Below are 20,109 nucleotides of genomic sequence, written 5' to 3'. Positions count from 1 at the left end.
CAACAGCGCCACCGGCCGACCCCACCGCCACCAGGCCGGCTTGACCCCGCGGGATTGGTGGCGTGGGTCAGCGCCCGGAACGACCGCTACGGGTTCCGGGCGAACAACAGGTAGCCGGTGTGACCGACGCCCGCGGTCGACGGGCGGCTTCCGCGGTCGTCGAAGTCCATGCGGCGCTGGATCGTCTCCATGGCGTCGATGTCCACGAGGCCGGCGTCGCGAGCGGCCTGGGTCGTGGCGCGCGCGTTCTCCACGAACGGCGAGTAGACGGCGACCTGGCCGCCGGACACCAGGAGCTCGTCGGCGTGCGCGACAACGTCGGGGGCGTCCTGGGTGTCTAGCGTGAGCACGTCGAACGTGCCGAGCGCGTCGAGGTCCGCGGTGACATCGCCGGCGCGCACCGAGACGGCGTCCGAAACGCCGGCAAGCGACATGTTCTCGCGGGCGACGGCCGCGAAATCGGCGTCCTGCTCGTAGGTCGTGACGTCCGCCCCGGCGCGCCCGAGGTACGCCGCCAGCACGCCCGTTCCCGTGCCGGCGTCGAGCACGCGATCCGCGCCCGAGACGCCCGTGTGGCCCATGACGAGGCCGATGTCCTTGGGCATCATCGGCGCGCCCGTGCGCTCGAAGTGGTTGAACAGGTCGGGGCCGCGAAGCTCCCGGACCGTGAACGGTTCGCCGAGATGCGTCTCGACGGTCTCCCCGGGGGTGGGGTCGTCGGGGGCCTCGATGACGCCGAGGTCCGTGTGCAGCTCCTCGCCGGGGGCAACGAGGAACTCGCGGTCCCCCCGCACCAGCAACATCACTCGTCTACGTGGTCGATGGCGGCCGCTAGATCGCCGTCGGCGGCTTCGAGCGCTTCGCGCGCCTCGTCTTCGGGGACGCCCGCCCGCTGCACGACGATGTCAACGTCGCCCTGCGGGATGGCGTCATCGTCGTCAGTGTCGTCGGCGGGGGCGGCCTCGATGGCGTCGGCGGCGTCGCGCTCGACCGGGTCGCCGAGCACCTGGTAGGTTTCCTGCCCGCGGGCGTCCATCTTCGTCACGTCGGGGTCCGAGAACACGACCTCGGTGCCGTCGTCGAGCGAGATGACGACCTCCGTGGCGTCGAGCTCGTCGACGTCGATGCCCATTTGTTCCATCATCTGCTGCATCTTCCGGGGGTTCATGCCGCCGCCTCCAAACATGGGTAGACGCTCGCGGCGCGGGATCAAAAACCCCACGCAGTTGTCGCGGCCAGCGGGGCTGTGTGTCGGATCGGCTGGGCCGTGTGGCTTTGGTGGTGTAGCCCGAACCCACGGGCGTGAACGACACACCACCCGGGCCACGCGGGGACCCAGTGTTCGGAAGCAGCCGCCAGTACGCCGACGACCCGACGGCGTTTCTGGAGGGCGTCGAGCGCGCCTACGACGGGATCGCGGCCTTCGACATGGGACCCATGGAGACGTACGTGGTGACCGAGCCCGCGCTCGTCGAGCGGCTGCTCGTGAGCGACGCCGCCGAGTTCCGGAAGCCGGAGTTCCAGGCCGACGCCATCGACGACCTGCTCGGGGACGGCCTGCTGTTGAGCGAGGGCGAATCGTGGCGCGAGCAGCGCGGCCGCGCCAATCCGGCGTTCTCGATGGCGCGCGTCGCCGGGTTCGACGCGGACATCGCCGCCCACGCCGCCGACAGGGTCGACGACTGGCCGGTCGGCGACACCGTCGACGTGGAGGCGGCGATGACACACATCACCCTGGACGTGATCCTGGACGTGATGCTTGGCGTGTCGCTGCCCGAGGCGCGCGTGGACGCCATCGGGGACGCCCTGGAGCCGGTGGGCGCGCGTTTCGAGCCGGACCCCGTGCGGTTCGCAGTGCCGGAGTGGCTGCCGATGCCCGACGACCGGGAGTACGCGGCGGCGGTCGCGACGCTTGACGATCTCGTCGACGACATCGTCGCTGCGCGCGAGGGGACCGCCAGCGGGGGCGACGGGGACGATCCCATGGACTTGTTGTCGGTGTTGTTGCGCGCCCGCGACCGCGGCGAGCAGTCCCTGGATCGGCTCCGCGACGAGGTGATGACGACGCTGCTGGCGGGCCACGACACGACCGCGTTGACCCTGACGTACACGTGGTTCCTGCTGTCCGAGCATCCCGACGTGGAGGCACGGCTGCACGCCGAACTGGACGACGCGCTCGACGACGGCGCACAGCCCACCGTCGCGCAGCTCCAGGATCTCGACTACCTTGAGTGGGTGCTCCAGGAGTCGATGCGGCTGTATCCGCCCGTCTACAACGTCTTTCGAACGCCGATCGAGCCGGTCGAGCTGGCCGGCTCGGAGGTGCCGGCCGGCGCGCCCATCATGCTCCCGCAGTGGGCGATCCACCGCTCCCCGGACCACTGGGACGACCCCGAGGCGTTCGACCCCGAACGCTGGCGGCCCGAGCGCCGCGCCGACCGCCCGCGGTTCGCGTACTTCCCGTTCGGCGGCGGCCCGCGTCACTGCATCGGCAAACAGCTGGCGCTGCTGGAAGCCAAACTCATCGTGGCGACCGTCGCCAGCGACTACCGGCTGCGGTACGAGGGCGACACCCCCTTGTCGTTCGTGCCGTCGCTGACGATCCACCCCGAACAGGAGATGCGGATGCGGGTCGAGCCGCGGTAGCCCGCCGTTACGCGTCGGTCGCGGGAACGCCGGCCCGCACCGACACCGCCATCCCGGTCTCGAAGTCCCGCATCGACGCGGCGTCGAGTTCGGCGCGCCCGACCGCGAGCAGGCGGCCGTCCTCGTGCACCACCGCGAGCTCGTCGCCCTGGCGGGCGTCGTCGTCGACATCGGTGACGAACTTCGCGAACACGTTCTTGCCGTCGCGCACGAACGGCTCGCTCTCGTCGCCGACGACGACGCGAGCCCGGGGGTGTGCGAGCGCGTCGATCAGTCGCTGGCCGCCGGCGGGGCCAAGCGTGAGGCGGCCGTCGAGCCCGACGGAGACGAGGCGCGCGCCGTCGTCGCGGTGGATCTGCTGGGGGCGACCGGTGCTGGACCGCTGCACGTGGTGGGGTTTGTCTTCGGGGAACAGCGCCCGCCCGGCCGCCGCCCCATACTGGTAGGCAGCGACGGTGCGAAGCGCCGGAATGCCGGCATCCTGCATGTCTGGGCGTGCGTGGGCCGCGCGTAAAGCGGCTTCGAGACCGAGTGAACGCGTTTATGTGGGCTGGCCTGTAACGAACGCGCATGAACGACACCGCGAAGATCGCCGTTGCGGGCGTGCTGTTGCTCGCAAGCGCCGCGATACTCTTCTGGACGAGCCAGACGCCGACCACGTCGACGGTGGTGCTCGTGGCTGCCGGAACCGGAACGCTCGGGCTCGCGTTGGGCTCGATCCTGATGGGGATGACGGGCACCGACGGCCGGGTCGTGTAGCTACAGCAGGAACGTCTCGGTGCGCTCGCTGAGATCGACAAACGAGTCCGCGGCGTCGACGAGTTCCGTCGCCGCCGACTCTTCGAAGGCCATCACTTCGACGCGAACCCCCTCGTGGCGGAGGTGGCGACACAGCCGGGAGAAGTCACCGTCGCCGGTGCAAAGCACGATGGTGTCGATGTGATCGGCCAGCGACACCGCATCGAGGCTCATGCCGACGTCCCAGTCGGCTTTCTTCGAGCCGTCGCCGAACGTCTTGATGGCCTTGATCTTCGTCTCGAAGCCGATGTCCCGGAGCGCGTCGAAAAACCGGTCTTCGTCCTCGGATTGGGCGCGGATCACGTACGCGATGGCGCGCGTGAGTTCGCGGTCCTGAACGCCTTTGTCCAGCAGGGCAGCGTAGTCGATGTTCTGAGAGTAAACGCTCTGTGCGGAGTGATAGAGGTTCTGTGAGTCAGCGAGTACAGCGACCCGCTGGGCGGGCTGAAGCGGCGGCATGGATCTACCTCGGTGGCGCACGGTCTTGAATGTACGTCAGGCGGGCGGCGTGTCGTGGCGGGTGACGGCGAGCGTGTCGGGGTCGACGACGTAGTACGACTCCCAGGCCGGCTCCAGGCCGACGACGTGGGTGTCGCCGTAGTCGCATTCGGCGTGTTGGTGGTGGTGGCCGACCAGACACAGCGACGGTTGGAGGGCATCCAGGATGTCGTCGATGTGCTGGCAGCCCACGTCGTAGTCCTCGTCGACCGGGAGCCCGTTGGGGGCTTCGTGTGCCACGAAGATGTCGATGTCGTCGAGGTCCATGACCGCCTCGACGTCGCTGCGGACGAAATGCCGGCGGCGGTCGCCGCGCAACACCGCCCGGGGTTTGTCGAACTGGGTCGGCGCGTAGTTCCCGGTGAGGCCGGCGACCCGGCGGCCGTCGACGGTTGCGGCGGTGCTGTTCAGCAGCGTGGCGTTGGCGACGTCGTCGCTCTCGACGCGGCCGTTGCGGAGGGCGTCGATGGCGTCGAAGTCTTCGTTGTTGCCGCCGATGAAATACGTCTGCACCGGGAGGTCGTAGTACATGAGGTCGCCAGCCTGCACGGCGACGGACTCGTTGGCCGCGCGATACGCGGCGAACAGTGCCCGGCGCCGTCCGGGGGTTGTGGCGTGCGCGTCTCCGAGGACCAGCATTCGGACGCCGGTACGGGACACGCGGCAAAAAACCCGCGGAACCGGCGACGCCAACGGCGGCGCGTCAGGCGTCGCGCGCGATGTCGGCGGCGACGCCGACGTAGCGCTCGGGGGTCAACGCGAGCAGTTCGTCGCGGGTGTCGGCGTCGATGTCGAGGCTGGCAAACAGCTCCTGGAAGTCGTCCAGGGAGACGCGTTCGCCCCGCGTGAGTGCTTTCACGCGCTCGTAGGCGTCGTCGTGGCCTTCCCGCCGGAGGATCGTCTGGACGGCCTCCCCGATGACTTCGGGGTTGGCGCGCAGGTCCTCCCGGAGCACCGCCTCGTTGGGGGTGACTGCGTCGAGACCGTCCCCGAGCTTGCGGTAGGCGAGCAGGCAGTGCGCGAACGCCGCGCCGATGTTGCGTTTCACCGTCGAATCCGAGAGGTCCCGCTGGAGGCGACTGGTGGTGAGCGAGTCACCGAGGAACCCGAGGTCGCTGTTGGCTTTCGCGAGGTTGCCTTCGGCGTTCTCGAAGTCGATGGGGTTGACCTTGTGTGGCATCGTCGAGGAGCCGGTTTCGCCGTCGGCGGCGTCCTGGCCGAGGTAGCGCTGGGAGACGTACAGCCACGCGTCGACCGCGAGGTCTTCGAGGACGCCGTTCGCGCCCGCGACCGCGTCGAACACCGCCGCGAGGTCGTCGCAGGGGTTGACCTGCGTGGTTGGTTCGGCGTACGCCAGCCCCAGGGAGTCCACGAACCGCGCAGCGAACGACCGCCAGTCCACGTCCGGGAACGCCGCGGTGTGGGCCGCCCAGGTGCCGGAGGCACCGGCGAGCTTGCCCGTGAGTCCGTCGACGGCGTCGGTGATGCGGGCGAGCGCGCGCCCGAGTCGGGCGGCGTAGACGGCCATCTCCTTGCCGAACGTCGTCGGGGTGGCGGGCTGGCCGTGGGTGCGCGCGAGCATCGGGAGGTCGGCGTAGTCGTGTGCGAACGACACGAGGTCGTCGCGGAGGCCGCGCAACTCGGGCGTGAGGACGGCGGTGATCGCGCCGTCGACGAGCAGCCGGTACGCGAGGTTGTTGACGTCCTCGCTGGTGAGCCCGAAGTGGATCCAGGAGTGGGCGCGCGCCGGGGCGTGCTCGCGCAGGAAGTACTCGACGGCTTTCACGTCGTGGTTGGTGGCGGCGTGGCCGAGCGCGCCCTCGGTCTCGATGCGCTTGACGAGGTCGGCGTCGGCTGCGTCGAAGGTCTTGTAGGCGTCCCGGAGCGCGGTGCGTTCGTCGCCAACGAGTTCGAGCGGGACGGCGTCGAGGTCCGCGAGCGCGAGCACGTACTCGGCTTCGACTTCGACGCGCGCCCGCATGAGCGCCGCCTCGCTGACGTACGGCGCGAGCGCGTCGGTGCGGCCGCTGTACCGGCCGTCGAGTGGCGACACCGCGTACAGGGCGTGGTCGTCGGTCATGCCACCGACTGGCGGTGCTCGCCGCAAAAGCCTACCGATCCCGCCGACGCACGAGGATGTACATTTCCCGGCAACGGACGCCCGAAACACGCCGTTAGTATGCGAATTCATGGATACTCGGTCGTGTGGAACCACAACGGCTTTGCGGGAGGCGGCGGGTGTAGTCAGTATGTCCACCATCGCTGGTCTGGCCAGCAACCGTGGCCGAAACCTCCTGCATCTCGCCGACCAACAGCCCGGCGGTGCCGACCTCGGCGTCGTCGTGTCGAACCACGCCGACGCGCCCGTACTCGACGCCGCCGCCGACCGCGACATCCCCACCGTGGTCGTCGAGCGCCGCGCCGAGGAGTCGCGGCGGGACCACGAGCGCCGCGTCGTCGCGGCGCTCGACGACTACGACATCGACGTGGTGTGTCTGGACGGCTACATGCGGGTGCTCTCGGAGGTGTTCCTCGACGCGATGCCCACCACGCTGAACGTTCACCCGAGCCTGCTGCCGGCGTTCCCGGGGCGCAACGCCCACGAACAGGTGCTCGACGCCGGCGTGTCGGTCTCGGGGTGTACCGTCCACGTCGTCACGAACGCCGTCGCCGAGGACGGCAGCGTGCGCACCGGGGACGTCGACGGCGGCCCGATCGTGACCCAGGAATCGGTGCCCGTCTTCGAGGACGACACGGCCGCCACGCTCAAGACGCGCGTGCGACAGGACGCGGAGTTCGAGGCGTACCCGCGGGCGATCCGCCAGTTCGCCGCCGGCGAACTCGACGCCACCACGGACGGCGTTTCGCGCGCCGACAGCGACGACGCAGCCACGTTTCCCGCCCGCCGGCTCACCGGGACGACCCGCGAGGACGTGTTGCGGTACGGCGAGAACCCCCACCAGGACGCCGCCGTCTACCGTGACAACACGCACGCGGCCGCCAGCGTGGTGCACGCCGACCAACTGAACCCGGACGCGAAAGCGCTCTCATACAACAACTACAACGACGCCGACGCCGCGCTCGCGCTCGTCAGGGAGTTCGACGACGGGCCGGCGGCGGCCGTCATCAAACACACCAACCCCGCTGGCTGCGCGACCGCGGACACGCTGGCCGACGCCTACAGCGACGCGCTGTCCACGGACGCCAAGAGCGCGTTCGGGGGGATCGTCGCGCTCAACCGGGAGTGCGACGCCGAGACCGCAACGCGGGTGGCGGACTCGTTCAAGGAGGTCGTGGTCGCGCCCGGCTACACCGACGACGCCGTGGACGTGCTCACGGCGAAGTCGAACCTCCGAGTGCTCGATGTGGGCACACTCGACGGCACGCCCGCACCCGTTACGGAGACGCCGCTGGTCGGCGGCCGCCTCGTCCAGGAGCGCAACACGTGGGCGCCGACGGCCGACGACCTGGAGGTCGTCACCGAGCGCGAACCCACGGCCGCGGAGGTCGAGACGATGCTGTTCGCGTGGCGCGTGCTCACGCACGTGAAATCCAACGGCATCCTGTTCGCGGCCGGCACCGAGACGGTGGGGCTGGGCGTCGGCCAGGTGTCCCGCGTCGACGCCGTCGAGATCGCGGCCAAAAAGGCCGAGCGCGACGCCGACGGCAAGACCGCCGACGGCGCGGTGATGGCGTCGGACGCGTTCTTCCCGTTCCCGGACGGCATCGCGGCCGCCGCCGAGGCGGGCATCGAGGCCGTGATCCAGCCCGGCGGCTCGAAAAACGACGACCAGGTCATCGAGGCCGCCAACGAGCACGGCATGGCGATGGTGTTCACCGGCCACCGGGCGTTCCGCCACGACTAGGGCGGCGGCTCCGACAACCTGATACTGGCAGCGTGGCTGGGCTGGTGTATGCGCTACGACGAAGCGGCGAACTTCCTGCTGGACCTCCGGCGGTACGGGCCGAAACCGGGGACCGAGTCGACGGCGGACCTGCTTGCCAGCCTCGGCGACCCACACCAGGACGGCCCCGACTACGTGCAGATCGCGGGGTCCAACGGGAAGGGATCGACCGCACGGTTCACGGAGTCCATCCTCCGGGCGGCCGGCCTGGACGTGGGGCTGTACACGTCGCCGCATTTCGACGACGTGCGCGAGCGGGTGACCGTCAACGGCCGCCGCATGTCGAAGGCGGCGCTGACGACGTTCATCGAGACGATCACGCCGTACGTGACCGAGCGCGCGGCCGACGGGGCCGCGCCGACGTACTTCGAGGTCGTGACCGCGATGGCGCTGTGGCAGTTCAGCCGCGCGGACGTGGACGTGGCGGTGCTTGAGGTCGGGATCGGCGGCCGCCTGGACGCGACCAGTGTGGTGGACCCGTCGGCGAGCGCCGTCACGTCGGTGACCCTCGAACACACCGACGTGCTCGGGGAAACGATCCCCGAAATCGCGCGGGACAAAGCCCACGTCGCGCCGGCGGGCGATACGCCGCTGGTGACCGCGACCACCGACGATGCGCTGGCGGCCGTGCGCGACCACGCGGGTGCCGTCCGCACTGTCGGCGACACCGCGGGGCGCGACGTGACCGCGACCTACGAGGGGCGCACCAACCACACCGAGGCCGCGGTCTCGATCACCGGCGACGACTGGTCGGTGGCCGCCGAGATCCCGCTGCTGGGCGACCACCAGGCCGAGAACGCGGGCGTCGCGGCGGCGCTGGCGCGACAGACGGCGGGCGTCGACGACGACGCCATCGCGCGCGGGCTGCGGAGCGCGCACTGGCCGGGGCGCTTCGAGGTGATGGGGGCCGACCCCGTGGTGGTGTTGGACGGCGCGCACAACCCGGGGGCGTGTGGTGCCGTCGCGGAGACGGTCGCCGAGTTCGACTACGACCGCCTACTGACCGTGTTCGGCGCGATGCACGACAAGGATCACGGGGCGATGGCGGCCGCGCTCCCGACGCCCGACCACGTGTGGGCGTGCGAGCCGGTGCCCGACCGCGCGGAGGACGCCGACGTGCTCGCGGCGGTGTTCGAGGACGCCGGCGCGGGAGCCGTGAGCGTGACGCGGGCCGTGGAGTCGGCGGTCGCGGACGCGATCGCGGAGGCGACCGCGGACGACCTCGTGCTCGTCGCGGGATCGCTGTTCGCGGTCGCGGAAGCCCGGACCCGGTGGACGCGCACGTTCGCGGAGACCGACGTCGACAGCCTCGACGACGCGCGGGACGCGCTTGAGCGCGCGCACGTGACGCCGCCGGGGGTGTGGCGGATGCGCGGGAAGGGCGTCCACCGCGTGGTGAAAACCAGGGTGCAGACGCGGCAGGCCCAGTACCTCAAAGAGGAGCTGTTGAGCCTCGGCGGGGAGTGTTCGGTGTCGGGGCTGAACGCGCAGTCCGGGGCGATGGTTGACGCCGTCATGATGGCGACGATGGCGCAGTTCAAGCGCCTCTGTGAGAAACTCGACGGGCAGCCCTACGGCCTCAGCGAGGTCGGCGCGGACCTCCGGGAGTCACTGGGCATCCAGGCGGCACCGGCCACGCATGGCTACCCCTGGGAGGGCGAGCGCACCGCCGTGATGGGCATCCTGAACGTCACGCCGGACAGCTTCCACGACGGCGGCGAGTACGGCGCCCTCGAAGACGCGGTCGCGCGCGCCGAGTCGATGGCCGAAAACGGCGTCGACGTCATCGACATCGGCGGGGAGTCCACGCGCCCCGGTGCCGACGCCGTCAGCGTCGCCGACGAACTCGATCGGGTGCTCCCGGTGATCGAGCGGATCAGCGACCTGGACGTGTTGCTGTCGGTGGACACCCGGAAAGCCGAGGTCGCGCGGCAGGCCCTGGAGGCGGGGGCGGACATCCTCAACGACGTGACCGGGTTGGACGACCCCGAGATGCGGTTCGTGGCCGCCGAGTACGACGCCCCGATCGTCGTGATGCATTCGATCGACGCGCCGGTCGACCCCGACAGCGATCCCGACTACGACGACGTGGTCGACGACGTCATCGCGGAGCTCACCGAGCGCGTGCTGCTCGCCGAGAAGGCCGGCGTCCCCCGCGAGCGGATCATCGTCGACCCCGGGCTCGGGTTCGGCAAAAGCGCCGCCGAGGGCTTCGAGTTGCTGGACCGCGCCGACGAGTTCCACGCGCTCGGCGGCCCCGTGCTGGTCGGGCACAGCCACAAGTCGATGTTCGGCGCGGTCGACCGCTACCCGGACGAAGGCGGGTACGCGACCGCGGCCGCGTCGGCGCTGGCGGCCGACCGCGGCGCGGACATCGTGCGCGTCCACGACGTGCCCGAGAACGTCGCCGCCGTCCGGGTCGCCGAGGCAACCCGGACCGGTGCGGACGCGGAGTGACGCGGCGGGCAGCGCCCGCCCTCAGAACAGTCCGGTCGCGGCCTGTGCGTCCGCGTACGCCGTGAGGTAGGTGTCGAGGAACTGCTCGTGGTCGTGCTCGGCGAACGACTCGTCAACGGCCTTGCGTTCGAGGTCGCCCGCCTGCACCAGGCATTCGGTGATCTCCTCGTCGCTGGTCGCGCGGAACCCACGCGGGTACGTCTCGATGAGCTCGTGGGCCGACGACTCGGCGTGGTACTCGACGATCCCGACGCAGCCACACGCCAGCGCCCGCAGCAGGTCGTGCGCGAACGGCGTTTTCTCGGCGGTGTGAACGTAGACGTGAGCGTTTTTGAATATCTCGACGCGCTCGTCGACGGCGCAGTCCCCGACGAAATCAACGCGGTCGGCGATCCGGAGGTCGCGGGCCTGGCGCTCGTAGTCGGCGCGAGCCGGGCCGTCGCCGACGATGGTGCAGTTCCAGTCGTACTCGCGGAACTCCGCGAGCGCGAGGAACAGGGATTCGACGTTGGCGTCGCCGTCGAGGCGGCGGCTGCAGACGATGTCGCCGCCGCCACCGGGGACGGCGTGCCGGATGCGGTCCATGTCGATCCCCGTGGGGAGGACGCGGATCGCGTCGGTGCGCCCGCCGTGCTCGCGAACCGCCGTTTTGACCGTTCGGGACGGCGTCACGACGACCGCGGGCTTGCGGGCGGCGTAGCCGTACGCGCGCCCCGTCAGGCCGCCGTGCGCCTCGGGGGTGTCGTACCAGTCGACGACGAGGGGCGCGCCGGCCAGCAACGCCCCCCAGCGCGCGCCGTAGACGTGGCCGGGCGTTCGGCTGGTCGCGTGCACCACATCGGGGCCGAGCGTGCGCACCATGCCGGCGGCTTTGGGCGCGAACCACCGCTGGCCGTGGTCGGGCGTCACCGCGTGGTACGTCACCCCGTCGTAGTCGAAGACGTCGGGCTGGCCGTCCCACCACTGCGCACAGCAGACGTGGACGTCGTGGCCGCGGTCGAGCAGGCAGTCCGCGAGCAACGCGAGCCGGTCGAGGTCGTCGCCGTGCTCGTGGTGGGTGGTTGTCTCCGAGACGAACGCCACGCGCATACTCTCGGGGACGAAACACGGCGATAAAAACCGTTCCGTTCGGGGCCGCCAGCGGGCTGCCGGAACCCGAACGGATAACGCGTGGCCCCGAGACGCGTGCGTATGGCATACGACATCGAGCGGTATCTCGACATTCGGGGGGCCGGCGACCCGACGTACGGGCCGACGGGCGAGTTGGCGTTCACACTGGGCACGACCGGGACCGCACAAGTGTGGGCTCTCGGTGCCCCCGGGGCGTGGCCGACACAGCTGACGTTTCACGACGAGCGCGTGCAGTGGGCGTCGTTCTCACCGACCCGCGAGGAGCTCGCCTACGGGATGGACACGGGCGGCGACGAGTTCACGCAACTGCATCGGGTGTCCGGCGACGGCAGCGAGGACGTGCAGTTGACCGCGTTCCCGGACGCGAAACACGACTGGGGTGGCTGGAGCCACGACGGCGACCGGATCGCGTACACCGCCAACCGCCGTGACGCCAGTCGATTCGACGTGTACGTCCAGGGGCGCGACGAGGCGGGTGCCAACGCAGACTGCGTGCGCGTGGGGGACGCGTTCGACCTGCCGTCGGTCGTGGGGTGGAGCCCCAGCGACGACCGCCTGCTGGTCGTCGACACGCACTCGAATTTCGACCAGGACGTTGCCGTGCTGGACGTGGACACGGGCGAGATCACGCGCGCAACCGCGGGGCTCGACGCCGACACGCGGTTCTCATGGGTGGCGTGGGCACCCGACGGCGGCGGCGTCTACGTCACCACCGACCACGACGCCGACACCCGGTATCTGGGGCTGCTCGACCCCGAGACGGGGGCCATCTCGCGGGTGGCTGACGGCGGCGACTGGCCGATCGAGGCGGTCGTCACGGCCCACGACGCCGGCCGGCTGGCGTACGTTCGGAACCGTGACGGGTACAGCGAACTCACCATCGCCGACGCCGCCGGAACCACCCTCACCGAGCAGCCCACCCCGGAACTCCCCGACGGCGTGATCAGGGGGCTTTCCTGGGGGCCGGACGGTGACACGCTCGCCGTCGTGGTTTCGGCCGCCACCGAGAACCCGAACGTCTTCGTGGTCGATGTCGCCACCGGCGCCGCCACACAGTGGACGAACGCGGCCACGGCCGGCATCCCGAAGGCGACGTTCCGCGAGCCGGAGTTGGTCCGCTACGAGACGTTCGACGGCCGCGAGATCCCGGCGCTGTTCACGCGCCCCGACGGCGACGGCCCGCACCCGGTCATCGTGGACTTCCACGGCGGCCCCGAGGGCCAGCGCCGCCCCTCGTTCCTGTCGCTGCGCCAGTACTTCGTGGACAACGGCTACGCCGTCTTCGAGCCGAACGTGCGCGGGTCGTCGGGCTACGGGGCGACGTACATGAACCTCGACAACGTCCGCAACCGGATGGACGCCGTCGCCGACGGGAAGGCGGGCGTCGAGTGGCTCACCGCCCGCACCGACATCGACGCGGACCGCGTGGTCGCGTACGGCGGCTCCTACGGCGGGTTCATGGTGTTGGCGTCGCTGACCGAATACCCCGAGCTGTGGGCGGCCGGCGTCGACATCGTGGGGATCGCCAACTTCGTGACGTTCCTGGAGAACACCGGCGACTGGCGGCGCGAACACCGCGAGTCGGAGTACGGCAGCCTCGACGCGGACCGCGAGTTCCTCGAATCCATCAGCCCGACGAACAACGCCGACCGGATCCGCGCCCCGTTGCTCGTGTTACACGGCGCCAACGACCCCCGGGTGCCGGTGGGGGAGGCTGAACGCATCGTCGAGCAGGCCAGCGCCCACGTCCCCGTCGAGAAGCGCATCTTCGACGACGAGGGCCACGGGTTCAGCAAGCGTGCGAACAAGCAGGCGGCCTACCGTGCGGTCGTGGACTTCCTCGACGACCACGCATAGCTTTAGTGGCCCGGGAGCGACACACCGACGTGATGCATGCGGTCGTGCTCGGCGTGCTGCCCGGCCTCTCGTACGCCGTTGGCCGCCTGGCGGCGCGCGCCGCCATCCGCCGGCCCGGCCGAGCGGCCGCCACGGCGCGGCTGCGGCGCGCGAACCGCGCCCTCCAGGCGGTCGCTGCGCTGACCGGGCTGGCCGTCGCCATGGAGTCGCTGCTCGCGGACGCCGTCCCCGCAGCCGTCCCCGGTCCCCCGGGAGGTGGCGTGCTCGTCGGCCTCGCGAGCATGGTGGCTGTCGGGGGTGTGGGGCCCGCGCTGGCGGTTCACTTGGGCACCCGGCCGGCGTGGGCGACGATCACACGGACGGCCGTGGACTACCGCCGCACCGTCCGCCGGTATCTCCTCGTCGTGTGCGCGGTGGCGCTGCCGGCGTTCGCGGTGGTTGCCGCGTGGGTCGCAGCCCCGGCGGGCCTCCCGAGGCTCGCCGCGATCCTGGCGGCGGCGGTCGGGATCGCGGCCGTCGGCCCCGTACTCGCCGGGGGGCATCCCGCCGTTGGCACCCCGACCGAGCGCGAGCGAGCGTGCGTGCCGGCATGCGCGCGAGACCTCCGCCTCCGCGTCGTGGATGCGTCGGGCGGCCTCGGCCCGAACGCGGTCGCGACCGGTGTGGTGCCCGGTTTCCGGTGTGTGTTCGTCACGGCGGCGGTGTTCGAGCGCCTCGACGACGGCGCGGCGGCGGCGGTGATCGCCCACGAGGCCGGCCACCACCATCGCGGCCACCTCGGGCTGCGGCTGCTCGCCGTTGTGACGGCGCTGGCACCGCTGCTGTGCGTCGCCAGCAGCGCCGTCGCCGTGGGCGCGGGTGGCGCAGCGGTGGCGTCGGCCGTGCTCCTGGTTGCGGTCGGCCCCGTCATCCGGTGGACGGAGTTCGACGCGGACGCGTACGCTGCCCGGCACGTCACGGCGGTGGCGATGGCGCGCGCGCTGGCGGCGGTCGCACCACGGGACGCCGCGGCGGCGGAGCGCGGGCGGGTGGCCGGCGCGCTCGCGCTTCACCCGCCGGTCAGCGCCCGGCGGCGCCGCCTCAGCGACCACAACGCTCATTGACCGACGGCGTGACCCACGCGTGTGGCTGGTTTCCGTCGCCGCACAGCGTCCCGTTGGCGCCGCGCAGTCGCCAGGTTCGTGGTGGCTGGCAGTGCAGTCGCCGGGCTGCTGTACGCCGTCGGCTGGCGACAGGTGGCCGCGGGCCTGGCGAGCGCCGAGCCGGCGGTCGTCGCGCTCGCCGTGCTGGCGTCGCTTGCGGGAACGGCCGTCAGCGCTGACGGGGTCCGGGTTGCGATGGGCGTGTCCCGGGTTGCTCCCGATCGGCGGCTGGCGTGCCGGGCCGCGGTCGGCGGCATGTTCGTGGGCGCTGTGCTGCCCGCCGGCGGCCTCGGGAAGGCTGCGTTCACTGCGTACGTGGTGGGGCGAAGCGACGCCGCCACCACGGCGCAGGCTGTCGGCGGCGTCACCGGCTGGGAGGTGGCGAAGATGGCTGCGTCGGCGACGGTGGCGGTGGCTGGGGTGGCCGGCGTGCTCGCGGCGGGCGGGGCCGTCGAAACCGCGGGACTGGTGGCCGCCGCGTTCGGCGGCGTGTGTGTGACTGGCGTGGCTGCGGGGGCGCTCGTGGTTCGGCGGCGACGCCTCGTGGTCGGCCTCGCGGTGTGGCTGCTGGCGGGCGTCGCGCGCGTGCTCCCTGGGCGCTGGGAGCCACCCCCGCGGGAGCGCGTCCGCGCCGGGCTGGACGCCGCCCTCGAAAGCGTCGGCGTGCTCGCGCGAACCCCACAGCGGCTCGCCGCCGTGACCGGGGCGGCGCACGCGGCGTGGCTGTGCAGCGCGCTGGCGCTGGTGTTGTGCCTCCACGCGGTGGGGTTGTGGGTGTCGCCGGCGGTGGCGCTGGTGGCGCTCCCGGTTGCGGGGTTCGCGCACGTCGTCCCCGTGCCGGGCGGTCTGGGTCCGGTTGACGCCGCGCTGGGCGGCGTCATCGCGGCACTCACCGGGCACGCGCTGGCGACGTTGGCGTCGGCGCTCGTGTTGTTCCGGGTGGCGACGTACGGCACGCGCGTGGTCGTCGGCGGGGTGGCGCTGTGGCGGCTGCGCGCCGCGCTCAGATGACGCCCGTGCGGCTGGCGGCCTCGCGGGCGGCCACCTCGCTGATGCCGCCCCCGAGGATCGTGTATCGGTCCCGGATCTCGTGGGCGGAGGTGAGTGCCGCCAGTACCTCGTCGTCGGCGACGCCGAGCTCGTCGGCGGTCGTCGGCGCGTCCAGGCTCGCCAGCGCGTCCCGGACCGCCATCCACTGCCCCTCCTGGCCGGAGTGGAGGTACTCCGCGAGGATGGAGCCGACGCCCACCTGGTGGCCGTGGAGGGCTTTCCCGGGCGCGATGCGGTCGAGTTGGTGGCTGAACAGGTGCTCGCTGCCCGAGGCGGGCCGCGAGGAGTCCGCGATCGACATCGCAACGCCCGAGGACACCAGTGCCTTCACCACGACCCACGCCGACTCCTCGAGTTCGGGCTTGATGTTGGCGGCGTTGTCCACGAGCATCTCGGCGGTCATCTGGGAGAGCGCGCCGGCGTACTCGCTGTACGGGACGTGCTGGAGGCGGTTGGCCAGCCGCCAGTCTTTGACCGCGGTGTAGTTCGAAATGATGTCCGCACAGCCGGCCGTCGTCAGCTCCCAGGGCGCGTCGGCGATGACGCCGGTGTCAGCGATGACCGCCAGCGGCGGGGCGGCCGACACCGAGTGGCGGGTGTCGCCCTCGGGGACCGACCCCCGACCGGAGACGATGCCGTCGTGGCTCGCCGCCGTCGGCACGCTCACGAACCCGACGTTCAGGTGGTCGCTGGCCAGCTTCGCGATGTCGATCGCTTTCCCGCCGCCGACCCCCACGAGGTAGCCGGGGTCGACGGCCTCGGCCTCACCGAGCACCCGCTCGACGGACTCAAACGTCGCCTCCTCGACGACCACGACGGCCGGGTCGTCGCCGACGGCTTCGAACTGCGCGACGACGTTCTCCGCGGCCACCGTCTTCGGCGTCGGACTCGTCACCACGAGTGGCCGCCCCGTCAGGTGGGTGTCGCGGACGACCTCCACCGCGTCGTCGAGCACGCCGTGCCCGACGACGACGTTCCGCGGGAGCCGGATCCACGTCGACTTCTCGAACATACCGGGACTCCCTCGGGGACGAGTAAAAACCTACTCGTCGGCGAGCCGGTCGCTCCCCGCGGCGGTCGTCGGGTTTCACGCAGAGGCCGGCGAGGTCGCCGTCGACGGGCGGCAAAAGCGCTCCGGCAGGTTCGTGACTGCGGCTCGTGTGTCGCCCCTCAGACCGTGTCCAGCACGTCCAGCAGCCGGTCTTCCGTTTCGCGGTCGGGGCCGTTGTCGTCACCGGTGCGGCCGTGCTCGCGGTGGGCATCGACCGTGCGCTGCATCGCCTCGGCCGGCGGCGTCGACTCGTAGCCCAGCTCGGCGATCTTGGTGGTGTCGAGCACGTGGGGGGCGTCGCGGTACAGCGGGAACTCACCGGGGCCGAGGTCGACGATGGAGAGTTCGCGGGGACTCGTATACGAGCGCTCGACGCTCGTGTCGAGGGCGTCCGCGATCAGATCGAGCATGCCGTCGAGGGTGACGGCGTTGCGGTCGCCGACGTTGTACGCCTCGCCCGGCTCGCCGTCCTCGGCGACCAGCCGGAGGCCGCGAGCCACGTCCTCGACGTAGACGCGCTGCCAGAGGTTCGTGCCGTCCCCGGGCACGACGATCTCGTCGCGTTCGGCGACCCGCTCGACCCAGTACGCGAGCCGTTCGGTGTAGTCGTGGGGGCCGTAGACGACCGGCGGGCGCACCGCCATCGCCGGCACCCCGCGGGCGGCGGCCTCGAAGACGATGCGGTCGCCGGCGGCCTTCCGCGCGCCGTAGGTCGCCGACGAGTCGTCGGTGGCTTCCTCGGCAGAACAGGACTCCAATCGGGTTTCGCCCTCGCGTTTGGGCACCTCTTCGGCGGCGTACGCCGCGCCGCTGGAGACGTAGACGTAGGCGTCGACGTCGCCGAAGATGTCGGTCGCGGACTCCACGTCACGGGGCTTGTACGCCACGCAGTCGAAGACGGCATCCGGATCGACCGTCCGCTTGGCGTCGAGGAGGGCGCGGCGCTCGGTGCGGTCGCCCTCGACGCGGGCGACGCGGTCGTCGTCGGCGAACGGGTTGTCGTGGGTCCCCCGATTGAACGTCGTCACGTCGTAGTCGTGGGCCAGCAGCTCCGCGACGAGGTGGCGGCCGATGAACCGCGTGCCGCCGATCACAAGTGCCGTGTCCATACGCCGGGGGACGGCGCGGAACCCAAAAGTGGTGGCTATTCGACGGTGAACGGCGCGACCAGGGCGGTCTGCTCGTCGTCGACGTCGACGATGGTCGAGAACGCGTACCGCGACCCCGACGCCAGATCCAGCACGTCGCCGTAGACGGTGTCATCGCTGGTGTCGGGGTCCGCGTCACCGACCCCGACCCGCCAGTGGATGCGGTCGCCCGCGGAGAGCGTCGTCCACGGCTGGATGACGGGGTCCTCTCTGACCGTCTTCCAGCCGCTGTCGGTCTCCCGGTAGACCGTCCAGTCGTGGGGGTTCAGTCCGATCTCGTCGGCGTCGTCGTTGCCCAGCGTGACGGGGACGACGCCGCCCCTGGAGACGGTGGTCTGGTCCTGGGTGAACGTGATCGGGTGGCCGTCGGACGCGCCGGCACACACCACGGTGTCGACGGCGTCGTTGTCGCTGTGCATGGTCGGACAGTCGTCGGTGTCGTCGGAGTCACTCACGCTGTCGGTTCGACCGAGACAGCCCGTTGTTGTAAGCACTGCGGCCGTCGCGAGGAATGCACGTCGTTTCATACGTCGACCATCGTCCCACACGCAATAAACGGTTGCGTGGACTCAAACAGTCGCTGAACACACCCCGGTCGGCGGGGCGGCGTCAGTAGGACTTCGCGAAGTACGCCGTCTGGGTGGCCTCGTCGCCGCAGACCGCACAGTCTTCGCCGTCGTGGTCGGGCTCGGGCACGCGCTCGCCCTCGAACTCGGAGGCCGCGCGCGCCGCGGAGTCCTCGCCCAGCGGCACCATCACGATCTCGGCGGCGATCTGGTCTTTGATCTCGGCCTCACAGTCCTGGTCGCCACACCACGGTGCCTTCACGTAGCCGCCGTGCTGGCCGATGGTGCCCAGGATGTCGGCGCGGTTGTCCGCCTCCCGGACGTTCTCCGCAAGGCGGTCGGCGGCCGCGTCGTAGAGCTTGTCGTAGACCTCGTCGAGGTGGTCGTGGACGCGGTCGGCGATGGCCGCCCGGTCCTCGACGGTGCGTTCCCCGTCGGGCCGGTGGACCACGGTGACCTCGTCGTCCTCGACCTCGTTCGGCCCGATCTCGAAGCGCACGGGCACGCCGTTGAGCTCCCACTCGTTGAACTTGAAGCCGGGGTTGCGGCCGTCGCGGTCGTCGAAGTGCACGCGCACGCCCTGTGCTTCGAGCTCCGCGGCGATCTCGGCGCCGTACTGCTCGACGTCGTCTTTCGTGTCCTCCTGCCAGATGGGGACGATGACGACCTGCTTGGGCGCGACCGTCGGCGGCAACACCAGTCCCTGGTCGTCGCTGTGGCTCATGACGAGCGCGCCGATGGCGCGCCAGGACAACCCCCAGGAGGTGGTGTACGCGGTGCGTTCGGCCTCGTCCTCGTCGGCGAACGTGATGTCGAAGGCGTCGGCGAACGACTGCCCGAGGTGGTGGCTGGTGCCGCCCTGCACGGATTTCCCGTCGGGCATCAGCGCCTCGACGGACATGGTGGTGTCCGCGCCGGGGAACTTGTCGTGGTCGGGCTTGCGCCCGCGCAACACCGGGATGCCCAACACGTCCTCGTAGAGGCGGTGGTACTGGTCGAGGCGCAGCGTCGTCTCCGCCCACGCGGCTTCGTCGGTGGCGTGGGCGGTGTGGCCCTCCTGCCAGAGGAACTCCTTGGTGCGGAAGAACGGCTTGGTCTCCGTGGCCTCCCAGCGCACCACGGAGTTCCACTGGTTCACGCGCAGCGGGAGGTCGCGGTGCGAGCGCACCCACTGGGAGAGATACGGCGCGATGATCGATTCCGAGGTGGGACGGACCGCGAGGCGCTGGTCGAGATCGTCGTGGCCGCCCTGTGTCACCCACGCGACCTCGGGGTCGAAGCCCTCCACGATGTCCTTCTCGCGTTCGAGGTAGTCCTCGGGGATGAACATCGGGAAGTAGGCGTTCTCGACGCCGGTGTGCTTGAACCAGCCGTCGAGGTTGTCCTGGATCGCTTCCCAGAGGGCGTAGCCGCGGGGCCGGGTAACGATGAACCCGCCCATCGGCGCGTAGTCCGCCAGCCCCGCCTTCTGGACGACCTCGGCGTACCAGTCGCCGGGGCTGTGTTCCTTGGACTCGGTGATGCCGAGTTCCTGATCGTCGTCGCTCATTGCTGGAACACTCGCCTGACGCGCTCTTAAATCCCGTGAAGCGTCTCCCGCCCGCCAGCATCCATGTGAACAATGCACATCCACCACGAAGACTAAGTAGTATGGTTACGTGCCACACAGTATGGGCGACACGAAACGTGGTCGCGAACGCACTGGCAAAAAGAAGCGCGAACAACTCCGCAAGCGCGACGTAGAGCGCTCCCTCCAGGCCACGAACGAGCCCACGGACCCGCCGGAGTTCCCGGACGGCGAACTCACCCTCGGCGACCGCTGACCGTCCCCGAAACGGTCGACGGCGCTCCGCGAACGGT

Annotated in this window: 19 protein-coding genes; 8 read left to right on the top strand and 11 right to left on the bottom strand. The window is 70.9% G+C overall.

What is annotated here, in order from left to right:
- Positions 1-86 precede the first annotated feature (86 nt).
- Positions 87-806 carry a tRNA (adenine-N1)-methyltransferase gene (locus tag JRZ79_RS14770; RefSeq protein WP_346347530.1) on the bottom strand — a complete coding sequence of 240 codons (720 nt, stop codon included), beginning with the start codon at positions 804-806 and terminating at the stop codon, positions 87-89.
- A complete protein-coding gene (locus JRZ79_RS14765) occupies positions 803-1,186 on the bottom strand; it encodes a nascent polypeptide-associated complex protein (RefSeq protein ID WP_205252442.1) in 384 nt (127 codons plus the stop codon). Before JRZ79_RS14765 ends, JRZ79_RS14770 begins: the two co-directional genes overlap by 4 nt.
- A 116-nt stretch (positions 1,187-1,302) precedes the next feature.
- On the opposite strand from JRZ79_RS14765, the gene JRZ79_RS14760 reads away from it, so the two are divergent.
- Positions 1,303-2,646 (top strand): cytochrome P450, encoded by a 1,344-nt coding sequence (locus JRZ79_RS14760; protein WP_205251486.1) that lies wholly within the window; start codon positions 1,303-1,305, stop codon positions 2,644-2,646.
- 7 nt (positions 2,647-2,653) lie between these two features.
- On the opposite strand, the gene JRZ79_RS14755 is transcribed toward JRZ79_RS14760, so the two are convergent.
- On the bottom strand, positions 2,654-3,133 hold the full coding sequence (locus tag JRZ79_RS14755) for a PUA domain-containing protein (protein WP_205251485.1): 480 nt from the start codon (positions 3,131-3,133) through the stop codon (positions 2,654-2,656).
- Between the two features lie 83 nt (positions 3,134-3,216).
- Here JRZ79_RS14755 and JRZ79_RS14750 point away from each other — a divergent pair, with 83 nt between their 5' ends.
- Positions 3,217-3,405 (top strand): hypothetical protein, encoded by a 189-nt coding sequence (locus JRZ79_RS14750; protein WP_010902264.1) that lies wholly within the window; start codon positions 3,217-3,219, stop codon positions 3,403-3,405.
- Here JRZ79_RS14750 and JRZ79_RS14745 read toward each other — a convergent pair whose 3' ends face one another.
- The 3 genes from JRZ79_RS14745 to purB all read right to left on the bottom strand — a co-directional run bounded on the left by JRZ79_RS14745 (position 3,406) and on the right by purB (position 6,022).
- Positions 3,406-3,903 carry an NYN domain-containing protein gene (locus JRZ79_RS14745; RefSeq protein WP_010902263.1) on the bottom strand — a complete coding sequence of 166 codons (498 nt, stop codon included), beginning with the start codon at positions 3,901-3,903 and terminating at the stop codon, positions 3,406-3,408.
- Positions 3,904-3,939: 36 nt separating this feature from the next.
- Positions 3,940-4,581 (bottom strand): metallophosphoesterase, encoded by a 642-nt coding sequence (locus tag JRZ79_RS14740; protein WP_205252441.1) that lies wholly within the window; start codon positions 4,579-4,581, stop codon positions 3,940-3,942.
- Between the two features lie 64 nt (positions 4,582-4,645).
- A complete protein-coding gene (purB, locus tag JRZ79_RS14735; RefSeq protein ID WP_205252440.1) occupies positions 4,646-6,022 on the bottom strand; it encodes an adenylosuccinate lyase in 1,377 nt (458 codons plus the stop codon).
- 169 nt (positions 6,023-6,191) lie between these two features.
- Between purB and JRZ79_RS14730 the strand changes: the two genes are divergently transcribed.
- Both JRZ79_RS14730 and folP read left to right on the top strand, forming a co-directional pair.
- The gene (locus tag JRZ79_RS14730; protein ID WP_205252439.1) at positions 6,192-7,808 is read left to right on the top strand and encodes a formyltransferase family protein; all 1,617 of its coding nucleotides are present in this window, start codon (positions 6,192-6,194) and stop codon (positions 7,806-7,808) included.
- Positions 7,809-7,856: 48 nt separating this feature from the next.
- Positions 7,857-10,304 carry a dihydropteroate synthase gene (gene folP / locus JRZ79_RS14725; protein WP_205252438.1) on the top strand — a complete coding sequence of 816 codons (2,448 nt, stop codon included), beginning with the start codon at positions 7,857-7,859 and terminating at the stop codon, positions 10,302-10,304.
- Positions 10,305-10,325: 21 nt separating this feature from the next.
- On the opposite strand, the gene JRZ79_RS14720 is transcribed toward folP, so the two are convergent.
- Positions 10,326-11,393, bottom strand: a complete 1,068-nt coding sequence (locus JRZ79_RS14720; protein ID WP_205252437.1) for a glycosyltransferase — start codon at positions 11,391-11,393, stop codon at positions 10,326-10,328.
- Between the two features lie 102 nt (positions 11,394-11,495).
- On the opposite strand from JRZ79_RS14720, the gene JRZ79_RS14715 reads away from it, so the two are divergent.
- From JRZ79_RS14715 to JRZ79_RS14705, 3 genes are all read left to right on the top strand, one after another.
- On the top strand, positions 11,496-13,292 hold the full coding sequence (locus tag JRZ79_RS14715; protein ID WP_205252436.1) for a S9 family peptidase: 1,797 nt from the start codon (positions 11,496-11,498) through the stop codon (positions 13,290-13,292).
- Between the two features lie 32 nt (positions 13,293-13,324).
- Positions 13,325-14,395 (top strand): M48 family metalloprotease, encoded by a 1,071-nt coding sequence (locus JRZ79_RS14710; protein ID WP_205252435.1) that lies wholly within the window; start codon positions 13,325-13,327, stop codon positions 14,393-14,395.
- An 81-nt stretch (positions 14,396-14,476) separates the two neighbouring features.
- Positions 14,477-15,445: a lysylphosphatidylglycerol synthase domain-containing protein gene (locus tag JRZ79_RS14705; protein ID WP_205251478.1), complete on the top strand. Its 969-nt coding sequence runs from the start codon at positions 14,477-14,479 to the stop codon at positions 15,443-15,445.
- Here the strand turns inward: JRZ79_RS14705 and JRZ79_RS14700 are convergent.
- The 4 genes from JRZ79_RS14700 to proS all read right to left on the bottom strand — a co-directional run bounded on the left by JRZ79_RS14700 (position 15,438) and on the right by proS (position 19,798).
- A complete protein-coding gene (locus JRZ79_RS14700; RefSeq protein WP_205252434.1) occupies positions 15,438-16,496 on the bottom strand; it encodes an NAD(P)-dependent glycerol-1-phosphate dehydrogenase in 1,059 nt (352 codons plus the stop codon). The two genes, JRZ79_RS14705 and JRZ79_RS14700, sit on opposite strands and share 8 nt — an antisense overlap.
- Positions 16,497-16,654: 158 nt before the next feature.
- Positions 16,655-17,644: an SDR family oxidoreductase gene (locus JRZ79_RS14695; RefSeq protein ID WP_010902253.1), complete on the bottom strand. Its 990-nt coding sequence runs from the start codon at positions 17,642-17,644 to the stop codon at positions 16,655-16,657.
- A gap of 35 nt (positions 17,645-17,679) precedes the next feature.
- Positions 17,680-18,210 (bottom strand): hypothetical protein, encoded by a 531-nt coding sequence (locus tag JRZ79_RS14690; RefSeq protein WP_010902252.1) that lies wholly within the window; start codon positions 18,208-18,210, stop codon positions 17,680-17,682.
- Between the two features lie 82 nt (positions 18,211-18,292).
- Positions 18,293-19,798: a proline--tRNA ligase gene (gene proS / locus JRZ79_RS14685; RefSeq protein ID WP_205252433.1), complete on the bottom strand. Its 1,506-nt coding sequence runs from the start codon at positions 19,796-19,798 to the stop codon at positions 18,293-18,295.
- A gap of 121 nt (positions 19,799-19,919) precedes the next feature.
- On the opposite strand from proS, the gene JRZ79_RS14680 reads away from it, so the two are divergent.
- Complete coding sequence (locus JRZ79_RS14680; protein WP_205252432.1) at positions 19,920-20,072, top strand: hypothetical protein; 153 nt, start codon at positions 19,920-19,922, stop codon at positions 20,070-20,072.
- Positions 20,073-20,109: the final 37 nt, after the last annotated feature.

The organism is Halobacterium sp. BOL4-2, from assembly GCF_016917835.2.
Taxonomy (GTDB): Archaea; Halobacteriota; Halobacteria; order Halobacteriales; family Halobacteriaceae; genus Halobacterium; species Halobacterium salinarum.
Note: the sequence above shows the minus strand (reverse complement) of the source record. Positions and strands in the feature narration are given on the sequence as shown.